Origin of the sequence: Nocardia sp. GP40, from assembly GCF_050434125.1 — a bacterium.
Taxonomy (GTDB): Bacteria; Actinomycetota; Actinomycetes; order Mycobacteriales; family Mycobacteriaceae; genus Nocardia; species Nocardia albiluteola.
Genome location: NZ_JBNPVW010000014.1, coordinates 56572 through 71619, shown reverse-complemented (window position 1 = coordinate 71619; position 15048 = coordinate 56572). Strand labels below are relative to the sequence as shown.

Here is a 15048-nt window from a genome sequence, read left to right as displayed (position 1 = left end):
TGTCTCCCTCTCGTACGCGCCTGCGAGGTGAGCTGTCGGGTTCGGACTGAGAGGCCGTCCGGCCCTGGTGCACCGGGTGGTGCGCCGGGGCTTCACCCCAAGGGATCGGTCGTTGCCGCCCGATCCCGCTTCCCTGCGTGGTGGGAACGTGGGTTCCCCGCCCTCGCCCCTGATTCCGTTGGGGTCCGGTACCCGCGGGGCGAGGTTCGGTGCGGCGGGCCGGGTGGTGTCGGAAGTGATCCCGACTGCGTTAGACCGTACGACGATCGCCGCGAAAAATCACCATTTGGTAACCGGCGTGTACGACCGGGTCGCGGTCCGGCGCAACGCCTTCCGGTATGGCGTCTGTGCTGGTGGATGCACTGTATTCCGTCCGAGCACGGTCCGTGACCACCCTGTGACCCTTCTGTGATGTGACGAAGATCACATGTGTAATAGGAAACTCAACAGGGCAAACAAGGAGGTCGCTCACCGCGCCCGGCGGCCGGACCACAGCGCGAAGACGATCGCGAGCAACAACCCCAGGGGTGTTGCGCCCATCGCGACGAGATACAGCCATAGCCCCGGTTTCGCGTCCGAGACGAGAGGGGTCACGAAGATGGCGACGATCGCCAGCAGGCCGATCGCGAAAAGGCCCAGAGCGAAGGGCAGCAGCCGATCCGAGGCGCGGCGCGGCGAGCGGTCTGAGGAGGAATCCGGCATTGCTGCACCGTAAAACTGATGTGCTTGGGCAATCGCCACCGGGGTAGACTCCATAGCAATCGCGTCCTGCATGCCTGTGTGGGGCGCGTTCTTTTCGCAAACAGAAAGGCGCCGGACCACATCCGGTTGCCCATGGCTGTGCCCGGGCCGTCCGGGCATCGAAGATGAACGGGTGAGCGCAGTGCCGACCGGCAAGGTGAAGTGGTACGACGTCGAGAAGGGCTTTGGATTCCTTTCCCAGGATGAGGGGGAGGACGTCTATGTTCGGTCGTCTGCGTTGCCCAAGGGTGTCGAGGGATTGAAGCCCGGGCAACGGGTCGAATTCGGAATGGCGGCCGGCCGCCGCGGTCCGCAGGCCCTGAGCCTCAAGCTGCTCGAGCCGCCACCGTCGGTGCGCGGAGAGCGGCAGGGGCACAAGGAGCTTCCGGCGCAGCATCCCCGCAAGGAGCCCGACGATCTGCACGGGATGATCGAGGACATGATCACCCTGCTAGAGGCGAAGGTGCAGCCGGACCTGCGCAAAGGTAAGTACCCGGACCGCAAGATGGCCCAGCGGATCGCCGAGGTCGTGCGCGGCGTGGCCCGCGAGCTGGACCACTGAGCGTGCTCGCCTGACTTGTGTTGTGCCGCAGCCCCCGACGCCGTTCGTGCGCCGGGGGCTGTCGCGTGTCACGGGCCGGATCGGCGCCGGCGTCACGACCGGTCGTCATTACCTAACGACGACAGATTCGGCACCGTCGCCCGCTGAATAACTTTGTGGTCAGCACGAACGAACTACCACGAAGGAGAACATCATGAGCGACATCAACGAGCTGGTCGAGCGCTACCTGGCCGCCTGGAACGAGACCGATCCCGCGGCCCGCGCCGCCCTGGTCGCCGAGGTCTTCGCCGAGGGCGCCTCCTACACCGATCCGCTGGTGGCCGTGCGCGGACACGACGGCCTCGAGGCCACCATCGCCGCGGTGCAGGGACAGTTCGCCGGACTGGTGTTCAGCTCCGGCGGGCCGGTCGACGCCCACCACGACATCGCCCGATTCACTTGGCATCTCGGCCCCGAGGGCGCCGAGCCGCTGGTCATCGGATTCGATGTCGCGCAGATCGGCGAGGACGGCCGGATCACGCAGGTGCTGGGGTTCCTGGACAAGGTCCCCGCGGGTGCCCTGTAAACCGGTGTGGCGCAGCCGCATCGGCGAGCCGGGACCGGATCCCGGTGCGGCTCAAGCGGTCTTGATCGACCAGGCCTGATACGGCTCGAAGAACTCGCGGCCGGTCTCGTCCCGCGCCGGGACGACCAGCTGCATTTCGACGCCGATCAGGCGCAGGTCGGGACGCGACGGGACGGTCACCGCGAGGGTGCCGGCCGGGTAGTCCCGGTAGGTCCTGGTCGCACGGACCACGGTGCGGCGATCGGGAAGGAGGTACTCGGCCAACATGATCCACGGCGCGTTGGCGATCTTGGGCGGCAGCGACAGCTGCAGCGGGTACCCACCCGGCACATCCAGCGGCACGGTGACGTCGTTCTGGCGGCACTGCAGGCTCAGCTGCCCGCTCTGGGCGACCCCGGCCACGGTGCAGTAGCGGTACGGGGCGACGGTCACCGTCTTGCCGTGCGCATAGGCGGTGAGCGCCGGATCCGGCGTCTTCGCATTCCGCACGGCCACGGTGACGACGGCGGCAACTGCGACGATCACCACGAGCACCGCCGCCACGGCCAGCGCGACGATCGTGCGGGTGTTGGGCTTGGTCACGGGTGTCCTGTCGCTGGTCGGGGAGCGGTGCCGGGCGGGATGCCGCTGTCGGACGCGAGATCCGTCGGGATCTCCTGTCCGGCGTGCTGGGGTCGGTTGCCGCCCAGTCCGGGCAGCAGCGAATGACCACGGTAGCTCACGAAGGTTTGCACCAATCCGACCGCCAGCACCCCGGCCACCACGGTGAAGCCGATCCACCACGCCGTCGGCAGCAGTACCCCGCCCGCGCCGCCGATCACCCAGGACAGCTGCAGCACCGTTTCCGAACGCCCGAAGCCCGACGCGATGGACTCCGGCGGCAGATCGTCCTGGATCGAGGCGTCCAGCGACACCTTCGCCAGCGCGCTGGCGCACGCGGCGACCAGGGTGGCCACGGCCGCGCCCAGCAGCCCGTCCAGCAGCGCGGCGAAGACGGCCACGGCCGTGCACGCCGCCGTGCACTCCAGCACGATCAGCGAGGGCCTGCCGAGTTTCATGCGCGCGCCGGTCGCATTGCCGAGGAAGTTGCCGATGGCCGCCGCCGCGCCGACCATGCCCAGCATCGCGGCCTGCTGCACCGGCCGGTGCTCGGTCGACTTCGCCACGAATGCGACATAGAACGTCAGGAACCCGGTCAGCACCCGGATCGCGCTGTTGCCCCAGAGTCCGGTCACCACCGACCTGCCGAGGGGCTGGCGGCGCTTGCTCGGAACGACCGTGGTGTCCTCGCCGTCGCGCAGCACCTCGGTATGGCCGTGCTCGCCGTGATATCCGAGGGTGGCGGGTACCTCGCCCTCGGTGAGCTCGACCCACGACGGGATACGCAGGCTCAGATAGGTTCCGGCGCAGGCGATCACGGCCGCGAAGACCAGCGCACCGGGTGATCCGGCGGCCGCGGCGATCGCGCCCGCGACGCCGCCCGCGCCGAGCGTGCCGCCGACCAGGCCGAAGACCGTGAGCCGGGAATTGGTGCGCACCAGATCTATCCCAGGCGGCAGCACGCGCGGCGTGACCGCGCTTTTGAGCACCGCGAACGACTTGCTCAGGATCATCATCAGCAGCGCCAGCGGATACAGCGCCCAGCCGTGGAAGTTGAAGATCAGCAGGATCGCGATCACCACGCGGGCGGCGAACGAACCCGCCAGCGCGAGGCGGCGGCCGCGCTGCAGCCGATCCAGCAGCGGGCCGATGAGCGGGGCGATCACGGCGAAGGGGGCGATCGTGATCAGCAGGTACAGCGCGACCTTGCCCTTGGATTCCGCGGTCGCCGCGGAGAAGAACAGGGTGTTGGCCAGCGCCACGGCGATGGCCGCGTCGAGGGCGAAATTGGCCATCGTCGCGTAAACCAGTGCGGTGAGCCCGGATTCGTCGGCGCCGTCGGCCTTGGCCGCCCGCTGGAACGTCCGGAAACCCCGTTCGGTGAGCTCGACGCTGCGCATCGCCACCACCCGGGCGACCGTCAGCTTGCGTGGAACCCGCTGGTGGGCACCGGAGTCGGTGGTGTCGTCGGCCGGATCGGGTGGCGGCTGGGGAGTTTCGCGCAGCGGCCGGGTGGGCGGGGGCTGGTTGCCACGGTTCCGGCCCGCGGCCAGCCGCCGGGTCACGAATTCGGGGACGTCGGGTTCGGCGCCCCGCCGGGGGAGCGGGGGGAGCCGCTCGCGCTCGTGGCCGAATTCGTCGCGGTCGGAGCCGGGGAGATCGCGCGCCGGAGTATGCGGCGGCGGGGGATACCGGTCATAGCCCGGGTGCCGCGGGGTGAGCGGGGATTCCTCGCCGTCCCAGCGGCCTGGATCGGCGCCGGAGGGGTCACGGGAGGCAGGCACACCATCGATTCTCGCGCACCACGGGCGAACGCGGGGCCAGGGCCGGGTGTGATTCTGCTGCCAGCGTGATCAGGGGATCACCGCGGGACGAATCGCACCTCGAACATGACCGGCCAGTATTTGCCGGTGATCAGGAAGTGATCGGTGCCGGGCAGGTCGGTGATGCCGTTGAGGACGTCCGCGTTCGCCTGCTGGGTGGGGGTGAGCAGCCCGGAGCCGTCGATGTCGCCCAGGACGCGCCCGGAGTCCGGGTCGATGTGCAGGATGTGATCGGTCGGCCACACGTTGGCGTAGACCGAGCCGTCGGGTGCGCATTCGAGCTCGTTCAGCCTGGCGCTGTGGTGGCTGGTCAGGCGCACCGATCCGGTGGGGGCGAAGCTGACCGGATCGCGGAAGGTCAGGGCGTCGGTGCCGTTGCTCATGACGAGCTTCCCCCGGCGCGTGCACAGGCCCCAGCCCTCACCCTCGTAGCGCGCGGTCCCGCGTTCGGCGAGGGTGTTCGGGTCGCGGGCGAAGGCCACGCCGCTCTTCCAGGTGAGCTCCCACAGGGTGTTGCCGGCCAGGGTGATGCCCTCGCCGAAGTACCGGGAGGGCAGGTCGATGCGGGCCAGCTCGGCGCCGGTGGTCGGATCGGTGGCGCGCACGCCGGAGTGGCCGTCGAGGCCGGTGGCCTCGTACAGGACGTTCCCGTCGATTTCCAGCCCCTCGGTGAAGGCTGTGGTGTCGTGCGGCCGAGTCGACAGGACCTGAACCCGCAGTCGCGGCGTGTTGTCGGAGTCCTCGGAGCTGTCGCAGCCGGTGGTCGCGGGCAGCATCGTTGCCAGCAGGATCAGCCCTATCGCGGCCAACGCACGGGGGTTGCGCTTCATGGGGCAAAATGTAGGACGTGAGCGCAGTTTCTGTTTCGGAGCCCGGCGTGCGACCGATCCTGGCGGAGGCGGTCGACTTGGCCCGTCGTGCGCTCCTGGAGCTGCAGCCGGACGGTGTCGGCGAGCATCTGGGGGTGACCGCCGAGGACGAATGTGCGGCTACCCATCATTTCGCCGCGACCCTGGCCGGGTATCGCGGCTGGCAGTGGGCGGTCGTGGTGGCCGCGCCGCCGGAGGCCGACCGGGCGACTGTCAGCGAGTCGGCGCTGCTGCCGGGGCCCGACGCCCTGGTCGCGCCCGAGTTCGTGCCGTGGGATCAGCGGGTGCGGCCCGGCGATCTGGCGCCCGGCGATCTGCTGGCGCCCCCACCGAACGATCCGCGCCTGGCGCCCGGATACCAGGTCACCGGAGATCCGGCCGTCGACGACATCTGCGAGGAACTCGGCCAGGGCCGCCCGCAGGTGCTCAGCCGCGAGGGCCGCGAGGAGGCCGCCGAGCGCTGGTTCACCGAATACGGCCCCGACACCGACATGGCCCGCGCCGCCCCCTCGACCTGTCGCCTGTGCGGCTTCTACGTCCCACTGGCCGGATCGCTGCGCGCGGCCTATGGCGTCTGCGCCAACGCGATGGGCGCGGACGGCCATGTCGTGCATGCCGAATACGGTTGCGGCGCGCACTCGGACACCGAACTCCCGACCGGCGGCGGCTCGCCGCTGTACGAGGCGTACGACGACGCCGCGGTTGAAATGATCGCTGCCGAGGAACTGCGCGCGCCCCGAGCGGAGGCTGAGCCTGCCGAATCGGTCGCCACGGGTGCCGAGGTTGTCGCGGGTGCCGAGGTTGTCGCGGGTGCCGACACGGTGGTAGCGGACTCCAGCCCGGAGGCGCCGGAATCGGTTGTCGTCGAGCCCCGATCCGGAGATGCCGCCTCGCAGTCCGCCGCCGTCGCGCATTCGGGCGTCGAAGCTGCTGCCGGGCACGTGACCGCCGAGCCGGAATCGGTTCTGGCTGGGCAGGAGTCCGGCATGGCCGATACCGAGGCCGCTGCGGGCGCAATCGTTGCCGGGCATGTCGTGACGGAACCGGTTGTGGCTGAGCCGGAGTCCGGTGCTGTTGGTGCGACCGGTGCTGCGGAGGCGGTCACCGAGGCATCGACCGGCTCTGCCGATGCCAGGGTTGCCGGAACGGGATCGGTTGCGGCGGAGCCTCAGGTCGGTTCGGACGAGACCGGCGTCGGTGCGCAGGACGCTGCCCGGCGTGTGGGGGCCGAAACAGCTGCTGCGACTACCAGCGGTGCGTCGGCCGAGGCGTCCACGCAGGAGGAAGCCGCGGAGCGGGCGATTCGGTCGGTCGAGTCGGCTGCGGCATCCCTGCGGCAGGCGGCCGAGGTCGGCCGGCAGAGCTCCGAATTTTCCGCCGCATTCGCCGAGACGGTGATCGACCCGGCCGAGTCCGCCGGGGGCGCGGTCGAGTCGGCGGCTGCGGAATCCGTGGTGACCGAGGAAGATCCGGCCCCGTCGGCGACAACGAGCGAAGCGTCCGGCACGGCCGCGGCCCACGACATCGCGGCACCGGGCGGAGCGGATTCCGAGATCGCCGCGGAGAGCGATGCTACGGCCGCCGAGTCGTCGAGCGCGGTCGGCGAGTCGTCCAGCCCGGCCGCGGAGTCGTCTAGCACGGTCGGCGCGGCATCGGGTCACGAACCCTCCGAGACGGCAGCCGATCCGGCCGCCTCCACCGAGCCCGGCTCGGCCGAGGCTGCGGCGCCGGGCGATTCGGCGGCGGAACAGGTTGGCGCGGATCGGTATCGGGACGCCTGGTCGGTGTCCGCGGTGCGGGTGCGGCAGGAGCAGCAGATGCCCGAGGGGGCATCCGGGACATCGGAGCAGAGCTGAACGACGGCGGAACGATAGGGGATCCGTTCGGCACGGCGGCGCTGCGGGCGGGTGTGCTCGATGCGTGGCGCGGCTCGCCGACGCGGTTGCGGGAGGACGGCGCCACCGAGGCAGATCTGGTGCGCGCCGGGTATCGCGACCGGCTGCTGACCGAGCTGGCGCAGAACGCGGCCGATGCCGCGGCCAAGGCATCGGTGCCGGGACGGCTCGCGGTGTGGTTCGACGGACCGGACCTGCATGTGGCCAACACCGGTGTGCCGCTGGATGTTTCGGGTGTGCACGCGCTGACGGCGCTGCGGGCCTCGGCGAAGTCCGGCGCCGATGCCGCGGTCGGTCAGTTCGGCGTCGGATTCACCGCGGTGCTCGCCGTCGGCGACGAGATCGAATTCCGTTCCGCCGCGGGCTCGGTGCGATTCTCCCGGTCGCAGACCTGGGAGGAGTTGCGGCGCAACGATATCGCCGTCCCGGATGAACCGGGCTTCACCGCGCCCGCGCTGCGGCTGGTCTGGGCGATCGATACGGCTCCGGTCGCCGGTTTCGACAGTGAGATCGTGGTGCGCCTGCGTGCGGATGTGGACGCCACGGCGCTGGCGGCCGCGCTGCGCGCCGAGGCCACCGATCTGCTGCTGGAGCTTCCCGCGCTGCGGTCGATTCGCGTCGACGAGATGGAAACCTGGAGCGAGAGCAGGGATCTGGGCAACGGCCTGGAGGAACTGCGCCTGTGCGGCACCGGAATCGGCGACCGCATCTGGTGGCAGTTCACCGCTTCCCGCGCCCGCTGGCTCCTGCCCGTCTCCGACGGCCGTCCGGTGCCCGCCGGGCACGACGTGCTGCGCGCCCCGACCCGCTCCGACGAGGAACTCTCCCTCCCAGCGCTGCTCATTGCCGACATCCCGATGCAGCCCGACCGCCGTCGCCTGCTGCCCGGCTCCCGCGTGGCCGAATTGGCGGCAGGTTACGCCGATTTCGCCCGTGCCCTCCCGCCCCGCGACCGCCTGGTCCTGGTACCCCCGCCCGGCTTCGCTCGCAGCGAGACCGACACCCTGCTGCGTGAGGCCCTGATAGCCGAACTCCGCACCGAATCCTGGCTTCCGGTCGTCGTCGTGGACCGTGCCGGTGTACCCGCGCCCGGTACCGCTGCTGTCGCACGTGACGCCGAATCCGCCCGCGATGCCCTGGCATACCCGGCCGACACCGACCCGGACCTGCTCGGCGCGCCATCGGATCGTGTTGTCGGTCTGGTGGCTACGGGTGGAGCCGACAGCTCGGCCGTCAACGCGGGCGCCGTGCCATCGGCAGGATTCGACGCCGAATCGTCCTCGGATTCGCTTGGTGCGCAATCGGATCGGCCCGCCAGTCCGGCTGAAGCGGTGCGAGCTGACAGCCCAGCTGTTCGCCCCGATGCCGCAGCGTATTCGGCGCCCGCCGCGTCGGATCTTCCCGGTGCACAATCGAGTCTTTCCGGTGCACAATCGGGCCGAGTGGGCGGTTCGTCGGAATCGCCCGGTAATGAAGCGAATCACTCCGATGCGGTGCAGGACTCGGACGACATACTGGGGCCCTGGGGGGATTCCGTCGCCGATCCGCTCGATGCGCGGGCCAATGGGAGCAATGGCTCCCGCGGTCCGCTGGGCGTCGAAGGCGTCGGGGATGCGGCCGTGTCGTCGTCCGTCGAAGTGGCATTCCCGACTGTTGTGAGGGACATCGCCTCTCCCCGGCAGGCGAGCGTATTCCCCGGTGTGACAGCGGAGTTGGCCGAGTTGCTCGCGGATCTGGTCGGCCCCCTGGTGATTCCGGAGCTGTCGGGTCGCGCGGTTCCCGATCCGCTCGCGGTGCTGGATGTGCATCGCATCGGCCTGGCGCGGATCGCCGAGCTGTCCTCGAGCCTGGAACGGCCGCTGCAGTGGTGGTATTCGCTGTACGACGCGCTCGAACCGTTCGTCGTAGACCCGCTGGCCGCGGAGGAGCTGGGTGCGCTGGCGGTGCCGCTGGCCGATGGTCGCCTCGTGACCGGACCCCGGACGGTGGTGCTCGGCGACGAGCTGGAGCTGGCGGAATGGGAGACGGGCGAGGCGCTTCCGGTGCACTGGGCCCGCCTGGTGCACCCCGAGGCCGCGCATTCGCTCCTGACGCGGCTGGGGGCACGCCAGGCCACGGTCGAGGATCTGCTGAGCGATCCGGCGCTGGAGGCGATGCTGGAGGACGATCCGGCCGATCCGGACACCGTCGACGCCGTGCTGCGTCTGGCCGGCAAGCTGCCCGAATCCGCCGTGTTGCCAACCTGGCTCGGGTCGCTCGAATTGTCCGATGAGACAGGCGAACCGGCCCCCGCGGACGAGCTGCTGCTGCCCGGCGCCCCGCTGGCCGAGGTGCTGGTGCCCGACTCTCCGTTCGGCACCCTCGCTGCCGCGGTCGTGGATCGTTACGGCGAGGGTGCGGTGCGCGCGGTGGGTGTGGGCTGGGGCTTTTCCGTTGTCGCGGAAAGCGATCCGACCGGGCCCGACCACGACCTCGACGACGAGGAAGCCTGGTGGGACACCCTGGCGGAGGATCCGCCGGAACTGATCGCCGTGCGCGATCTGGACCTGGTCGACGACGACGCCTGGCCGCGGGCGCTGCGACTGCTGTTGTCCGAGCCCAGAATTCGCCGTCAGCTCGCCGACCGCGACGGGTACACCGCCTGGTGGCTGCGGCGGCACGCGCGCCTGGGCGGCACCCCGCTCGGCCTGTTCCGCGCGCCCGGCGATCCGGCGTTCGCCGGTCTGCTCCCCGAACCGGACGGCATCGCCGCGGCGGACCTGGACGCGCTGCGCGCCGTGCTGGCCGATCCGGAGACGATCACGCTCGACCTGGCCGAGGCCCTGCTGGCCGCGCTGGGCGATCCAGCGCGGACGCCGTCGCCGGACACGATCGCGCAGGCCCATCGCCGGCTCGCCGCGGCGCTGGACCGCCTCGACCTGGACGAGCTGGTCCCGCCCGAGCGGGTGCGAGCCCTGTCGGGGGCCGTGATCGAGCCCGTCGACGCCCTGATCCTGGACGAACCCTGCTACGGCCTGGCGGTGCCGCCGGCCCGCCTGGTCGTCGGCGATCCGGCCACGGCGCGCGCCCTGGGCACCCTGCTGGATCTGCCGCTGGTTTCCGAGGCCGTCACCGCCGAGGTGATCGGTGCGGGCCGCGCGAGCACCTGGTCGGCCGAGCCCCTCGGGGTCCTGCTGCGCCTGCAGTTCGGGCTGCCCGCATTCGACGGCGAGCTGGTGCTGCACGAGCGGCTACAGGTGCACCTGCGCGGTGCTTACGAGGCCACCGTGGAGGTGCCGTGGTGGCGCGATGGTGCCACCACTCACGTTCAGGCGCAACCTATTTCGCGTACGTCGTAATCATCGCGGCGAGTACGTCCAGCTGCGCGCGCACGGCCTCGCTGTCGTTGTCGACCAGCCAGCGCAGCACGATGCCGTCGATGACCGACAGGGTGAATCGGCTCAGCGTCGCGACCGGTACGGCCCACTGGGTGCCGGTGGCATCACGGGCGTGCTCGAGGACGTCTGCGACGGTCGAGTCGTTGAATGTGTACTGTTCGCGCGCAATGGCGAGTTTCGCCGGGGTTTGTTCGCTTTCTCGCAGCGCATAGGTTGTCGTTTCGTAGGTGAGCAACTGCCGTTCCGGAGTGGCCTCGATGTTGAGCCACAGCAGTTCCAGACTGGTGCGCACCAGTTTTTGAAGTGATTCTTTTCCACTTCCGACGTCCTGCCAGACCGTTTCGTTGGTCTCGACAGAATCGCGTAATTCCATCGATAACGCCTTGACTAGTTCGGTCATCAGCGCATCCTTGTTTTCGAAACAGTAATGCACCACACCGAGCGAAACACCGGCGGCTTGCGCTACATCGCGCGTGGTTACCCCGGCCACGCCCTTCTTTTCGGCCAGACCGATAGCTGCCTCGATGAGGTGGGCTCGGCGTTCTTCGACGCTCAATCGGGAGGACACCCACGCAGTTAAGCGGTAATAGCCCGAACAGTCAATTCGCGGCCTCGTTAAAGTCCGCACGGGCGACCGACCAGTACCGCGTCTTCGGCCCTGCTCAGCCCCGGCGGTAGCTCTGGGCTACAGCCCTTTCTGAGCTCCCTTGTGCCCGCGCCGCGCGCCGCGGCGTTGAATCACGAAGATGGTGTAGCCGAGCAATCCGACGGCCAGCCCCATAAGGCAGATCGGCCGGGCGTCGGCCCAGTCGCGATTCACCCAGACCGCGATAGTCGCGATCGCCCACAGCACGCTGCCGACTGCCAGCACGGGGCGCGGATCGGTCAGACGGGGCGGAATCTCGGGGACGGTCGGCGGCACGCTGCCAACGATACCGCCGCGAACGAACATCCCGCGCCGAGCGGGTCCCGTATCGTTTGGCTCTGTGACAACGGCTTCCGACATACGAGCCCTCGCCGCTGACCTGTCCCTGGCGGTGGTTCGGCTGACGCGTCATCTGCGTGGGCGTCGCAGCGATGCCCAGATTTCGCTGACGCAGCTGTCGGCATTAGCGACCCTCAGCCGCGACGGCTCGATGACGCCGGGCGCGCTGGCGGCAAAGGAGCGGGTGCAGCCGCCCTCGATGACGCGCGTGATCTCCTCGCTGTCCGACCTGCGGCTGGTCAAACGCGATCCGCACCCCACCGACGGCCGCCAGGTCATCGTCTCGCTGTCCGAATCCGGCCAGGCGCTGATGGAAGACGAGGCCAGCGCACGCGAGGCGTGGATGACCGAGCAGCTGTCCGGCCTGACCGGCGATCAGCTCGGCGTGCTGCGCGAGGCGGTCGCGATTATGAAGCAGATTGTCGACGAATCCGAATAATGCGCGGGGGAATGCGGAGCCCCGAAAGGGGCTCTCGCTCAATACCGCCCGAAGTACCTGTCGGTGTCTACGATCTCTCGCCCCAAGGGCATCAGTGACACGGGTACCAGTTTGAGATTTGCCCACCCGAACGGGATTCCGACTATGGACACGAAGAGCGGAATACTGGTGAGCAGGTGGCCCAGCGCCAGCCACCACCCGGCCACGATGAACCAGATGACGTTGCCGATCGCCGATGGCGCTCCCGCCCCGGGCCGGACCACGACCTCGCGCCCGAACGGCCACAGCACATAGGCCGCTATCCGGAACGAGGCGATGCCGAACGGGATGGTCACGATAAGCACGCAACAGATGATTCCGGCAAGCAGATAGCCCAGGGCCATCCAGAAGCCGGCCAGCACCAGCCACACCACGTTGAGAACGAACCGGATCTCAGTCACGCTTCCAGTTTGCCACCCGGCCGCTCCCGGCACATCAGGGCAAACCCCGAGGTACTGGGACCGCCTTCAGAAGAACCAGCCGAGCACGGGGTCGCGCTCGGTCTCGAAGGCGGCGTCCAGGGCGCGCAGGTGGGCGGCGTCCTTCGCCTGGATGCGGCCGGCCGCGGCGAGGACCCGGGCGCGGTGGGCGCCGAGGTAGAGCGCGCCGAGCACGTCGAGCCCGAGGTCGATATCGGCGGGACGGGACGTCGGTGCGCATTCGGCGATGCCGTCGCGTATCCGCAGCGCGAAGGTTCCGCCCGCATCACGGAACGGATCACGCACCGCGACAACGACATCCAGATCGCCCCGGTACGTGCGCGCGGTCAGTGCCGCGGGAACGTCCATCGGGCGCAGCCAGAGCCCGTCGAAGCGGCCGGTGGTGCGGACCAGCCGGGCGTCGGTGAACAGATGGGGGAGTGGATCGTCGGGCGCGACGACCGCCTCGATCCGTTCGTTCAGCTCCAGCGCGGCCAGCGCCCGCCACAACGCCGCGTGCGCCTCGGCGGTCACCGCGCGCAGCTCCACCACCTCGATCGAGTTGCCGGATTCGCGCCGGTGGTAGCGGTACAGCGCGTACCCGTCGTCGTGGACGAACGCCGCCAGCGCGCTGCCACCGTCGCGCAGCCGGGGATGGTCCTCGAATCGCCAGTTCCACGAGGGTTCGGGCCGCGCCTGGGCGCCCGGGACCAGCCGCCGCCAGCGGTCGTATAGCGCCGGAACGACCTGCCGCGCAACGGAAATCGGTGCGATCGTGACGCCGCCCGGATCGGGGGCCTCGGGGTGGAATTGCGCGAACCGCCGATCGAAGCGGATGTGCTGCGCGACGACCGCCGGTCCATACCCGAATCGCCCGTAGATTCCGCCCTGGCTGGCGGTGAAGATCGTCAACGGCAGTCCGTCCGCCTCGGTGCGCCGGTGCTGTTCGATGTACATGGTGCGCAGGATGCCCCGGCGCCGATGAGTCGGCGCCACAACGACATTCGCCAGCGAGGCCACTTCGATCGCGCGCCCGCCCGGTACGGTCAGCAGCTGGCTGCGGGCGGCGGCGGCGCCGACGAGCCGATTGTCGTCGTGTACCAGGATCCAATCCTCGAGCGGGAACAGTTCGAATTCCCGGTCGATCTCCTCGGGATCGCTGAACGCCCCGAAACAGATGCCGGTCAGCAGCCGCACCTCGTCCGCATCGGCTGCGGTACCGGATCGCAGAGTCATGCCCGACGTCGATGTCATACGTGCACCATTGCACGCATCGGCACAACTCCGCACCCCGTTATCGGCGCGCCCCGGACGTCGATTCCCGCACCTGTCTCGTGGAGCGGCCGACCTGTCATCCCCTCCGAGACAGGTCGGCCGGTTCCGCGATCGTGAGCCTCACCGGGCCTCACACCACATACGATGCCGCTCCGCGCTCGGCGCGCGCTTAACAAGACCTTGCAGCCGTAGGGCCCGCGAGGAACCGGCTACCGCTTGCGTCCCTTCCACAGCCGGTAGCGGGAATTCGTCCGATCGATCCGGGGGTCCTCGGCCACCTCGTACCGCTTGACGTACTCGCTCAGGAACCCCTGCACGGTCGCGGTCGCCGGAATCGCGAGCAATGCACCGACCGCCCCCAGCAGCGCCCCGCCCGCCAGCACCGCCAGCAGTGCGACCGCGGCATTCACATCGACGGTCCGCGCGGTGATGCGCGGCTGCAGCAGGTAGTCCTGGAACCACTGGTAGACGATCGAGAACACGATGATCCACACCGCGTCGATCGGATGGATGGTGAGTGCCACCAGCACCGGCAGACTGCCCGCGATGTAGGTGCCGATCGTCGGGACGAACGAGGCGACCACGCCGAACCACACACCCAGCGCGAGCGCGTTGGGCAGCCCCAGGATCGCCAGGAACACCCCGTGCGCCAGGGCCGAGATCACCGCCAGCAGCGCCCGCGAGTACAGGTAGCCGCCGGTCTTGGCGATGGCCAGGTCCCAGGCCCGCAGCACCTCGTGCTGGCGGGCCGGGGGCAGCATCGAGCAGACCGTGCGGCGCAGCTTGGGCCCGTCCGCGGTCAGATACACGCTGAACAGCCCGGCGGTGAGCACCTGGGCCAGCCCGCCCAGCACGGTGCTGGACAGACCCCAGGCGTTGTTGGCGGCGGTCTGGGCGTAGTTGCTCAGGACGTTGGAATCGTGCAGCAGCCGATCGCGCAGCTGGGTGACCGTGAAGTGTTGATGGAACCGATGATTGATCCAGTCGACGAGGTGGTTGATCAGCCCGGGCAGCTCGTGCAGCAGATTTGTCACCGTCTCGACCAGCAGCGTGACCAGCGCCGCGAGAAATCCGCCGACACCGGCGAACAGCAGCACGAACACCGCCGCGGTGGCCAGGCCACGATGCACCCCGTGCGCGGCCAGCACGTTCACCGCGGGCTCGGTGGCCAGAGCGACGAAGAAGGCGACCATCAGGATGGTGAACAGGCCGAGCAGTTTGTGTCCGGCCCAGTCGATGATCTGATAGGCGCCCAGCAGCGCGAACGCCAGGACCATCGCCCGAGGCAGCCAGGGGGGCATGTGGCGGCCGCCGAGTGCGGTCGCCGGTGTCTGCTCGCTCTCCGGCGCCTGCGCTTCGCCTGACTCGTCCGGATTTTCAGCCACCGTCCCAGTCTGCCCGCAACGGCGCGGTTTACACCTCTGCGACCCGCGCGGCGCGTGGGCTGGAGTGTCGTTTC

General features: G+C 69.5%; 13 protein-coding genes, 1 pseudogene and 1 riboswitch. Of the genes and pseudogenes, 5 read left to right on the top strand and 9 right to left on the bottom strand.

Annotated elements, in window-relative coordinates; translation table 11 throughout:
• Window positions 1-2 precede the first annotated feature (2 nt).
• A riboswitch (cyclic di-AMP (ydaO/yuaA leader) is annotated at window positions 3-190 on the bottom strand.
• A gap of 278 nt (window positions 191-468) precedes the next feature.
• Window positions 469-702, bottom strand: coding sequence for a hypothetical protein (locus ABH933_RS34175; RefSeq protein ID WP_215916168.1), 234 nt, complete (start codon window positions 700-702; stop codon window positions 469-471).
• A gap of 181 nt (window positions 703-883) precedes the next feature.
• On the opposite strand from ABH933_RS34175, the gene ABH933_RS34170 reads away from it, so the two are divergent.
• Together ABH933_RS34170 and ABH933_RS34165 are read left to right on the top strand one after the other, a co-directional pair.
• Window positions 884-1303 (top strand): cold-shock protein, encoded by a 420-nt coding sequence (locus ABH933_RS34170; RefSeq protein ID WP_215916652.1) that lies wholly within the window; start codon window positions 884-886, stop codon window positions 1301-1303.
• A 193-nt stretch (window positions 1304-1496) separates the two neighbouring features.
• Entirely contained in the window at window positions 1497-1868 is a 372-nt protein-coding gene (locus tag ABH933_RS34165) for a nuclear transport factor 2 family protein (RefSeq protein WP_215916169.1), read from the top strand.
• Window positions 1869-1919: 51 nt separating this feature from the next.
• Here ABH933_RS34165 and ABH933_RS34160 read toward each other — a convergent pair whose 3' ends face one another.
• From ABH933_RS34160 to ABH933_RS34150, 3 genes are all read right to left on the bottom strand, one after another.
• The gene (locus ABH933_RS34160; protein ID WP_429423836.1) at window positions 1920-2450 is read right to left on the bottom strand and encodes a DUF2771 domain-containing protein; all 531 of its coding nucleotides are present in this window, start codon (window positions 2448-2450) and stop codon (window positions 1920-1922) included.
• Window positions 2447-4252, bottom strand: coding sequence for an MFS transporter (locus tag ABH933_RS34155; protein ID WP_429423835.1), 1806 nt, complete (start codon window positions 4250-4252; stop codon window positions 2447-2449). Before ABH933_RS34155 ends, ABH933_RS34160 begins: the two co-directional genes overlap by 4 nt.
• A gap of 77 nt (window positions 4253-4329) precedes the next feature.
• Window positions 4330-5121, bottom strand: a complete 792-nt coding sequence (locus ABH933_RS34150) for a glutaminyl-peptide cyclotransferase (protein WP_429423834.1) — start codon at window positions 5119-5121, stop codon at window positions 4330-4332.
• 47 nt (window positions 5122-5168) lie between these two features.
• Here ABH933_RS34150 and ABH933_RS34145 point away from each other — a divergent pair.
• Window positions 5169-5924: pseudogene (locus ABH933_RS34145) on the top strand (DUF3027 domain-containing protein); the annotation flags it as partial.
• Between the two features lie 1145 nt (window positions 5925-7069).
• Complete coding sequence (locus ABH933_RS34140) at window positions 7070-10393, top strand: sacsin N-terminal ATP-binding-like domain-containing protein (RefSeq protein ID WP_429423833.1); 3324 nt, start codon at window positions 7070-7072, stop codon at window positions 10391-10393.
• Here the strand turns inward: ABH933_RS34140 and ABH933_RS34135 are convergent.
• Together ABH933_RS34135 and ABH933_RS34130 are read right to left on the bottom strand one after the other, a co-directional pair.
• Window positions 10374-10988, bottom strand: a complete 615-nt coding sequence (locus ABH933_RS34135; protein WP_429423832.1) for a TetR/AcrR family transcriptional regulator — start codon at window positions 10986-10988, stop codon at window positions 10374-10376. The two genes, ABH933_RS34140 and ABH933_RS34135, sit on opposite strands and share 20 nt — an antisense overlap.
• 129 nt (window positions 10989-11117) lie before the next feature.
• On the bottom strand, window positions 11118-11354 hold the full coding sequence (locus ABH933_RS34130) for a DUF2530 domain-containing protein (RefSeq protein ID WP_429423831.1): 237 nt from the start codon (window positions 11352-11354) through the stop codon (window positions 11118-11120).
• Between the two features lie 64 nt (window positions 11355-11418).
• Here ABH933_RS34130 and ABH933_RS34125 point away from each other — a divergent pair, with 64 nt between their 5' ends.
• On the top strand, window positions 11419-11856 hold the full coding sequence (locus ABH933_RS34125) for a MarR family winged helix-turn-helix transcriptional regulator (RefSeq protein WP_215916174.1): 438 nt from the start codon (window positions 11419-11421) through the stop codon (window positions 11854-11856).
• Between the two features lie 38 nt (window positions 11857-11894).
• Here the strand turns inward: ABH933_RS34125 and ABH933_RS34120 are convergent, their stop codons facing one another.
• The 3 genes from ABH933_RS34120 to ABH933_RS34110 form a co-directional block, all read right to left on the bottom strand.
• On the bottom strand, window positions 11895-12296 hold the full coding sequence (locus ABH933_RS34120; RefSeq protein ID WP_215916175.1) for a YccF domain-containing protein: 402 nt from the start codon (window positions 12294-12296) through the stop codon (window positions 11895-11897).
• A 66-nt stretch (window positions 12297-12362) separates the two neighbouring features.
• A complete protein-coding gene (locus ABH933_RS34115) occupies window positions 12363-13568 on the bottom strand; it encodes a GNAT family N-acetyltransferase (protein ID WP_429423830.1) in 1206 nt (401 codons plus the stop codon).
• A 230-nt stretch (window positions 13569-13798) separates the two neighbouring features.
• The gene (locus ABH933_RS34110; protein WP_429423829.1) at window positions 13799-14974 is read right to left on the bottom strand and encodes an AI-2E family transporter; all 1176 of its coding nucleotides are present in this window, start codon (window positions 14972-14974) and stop codon (window positions 13799-13801) included.
• Between the last annotated feature and the right edge of the window lie 74 nt (window positions 14975-15048).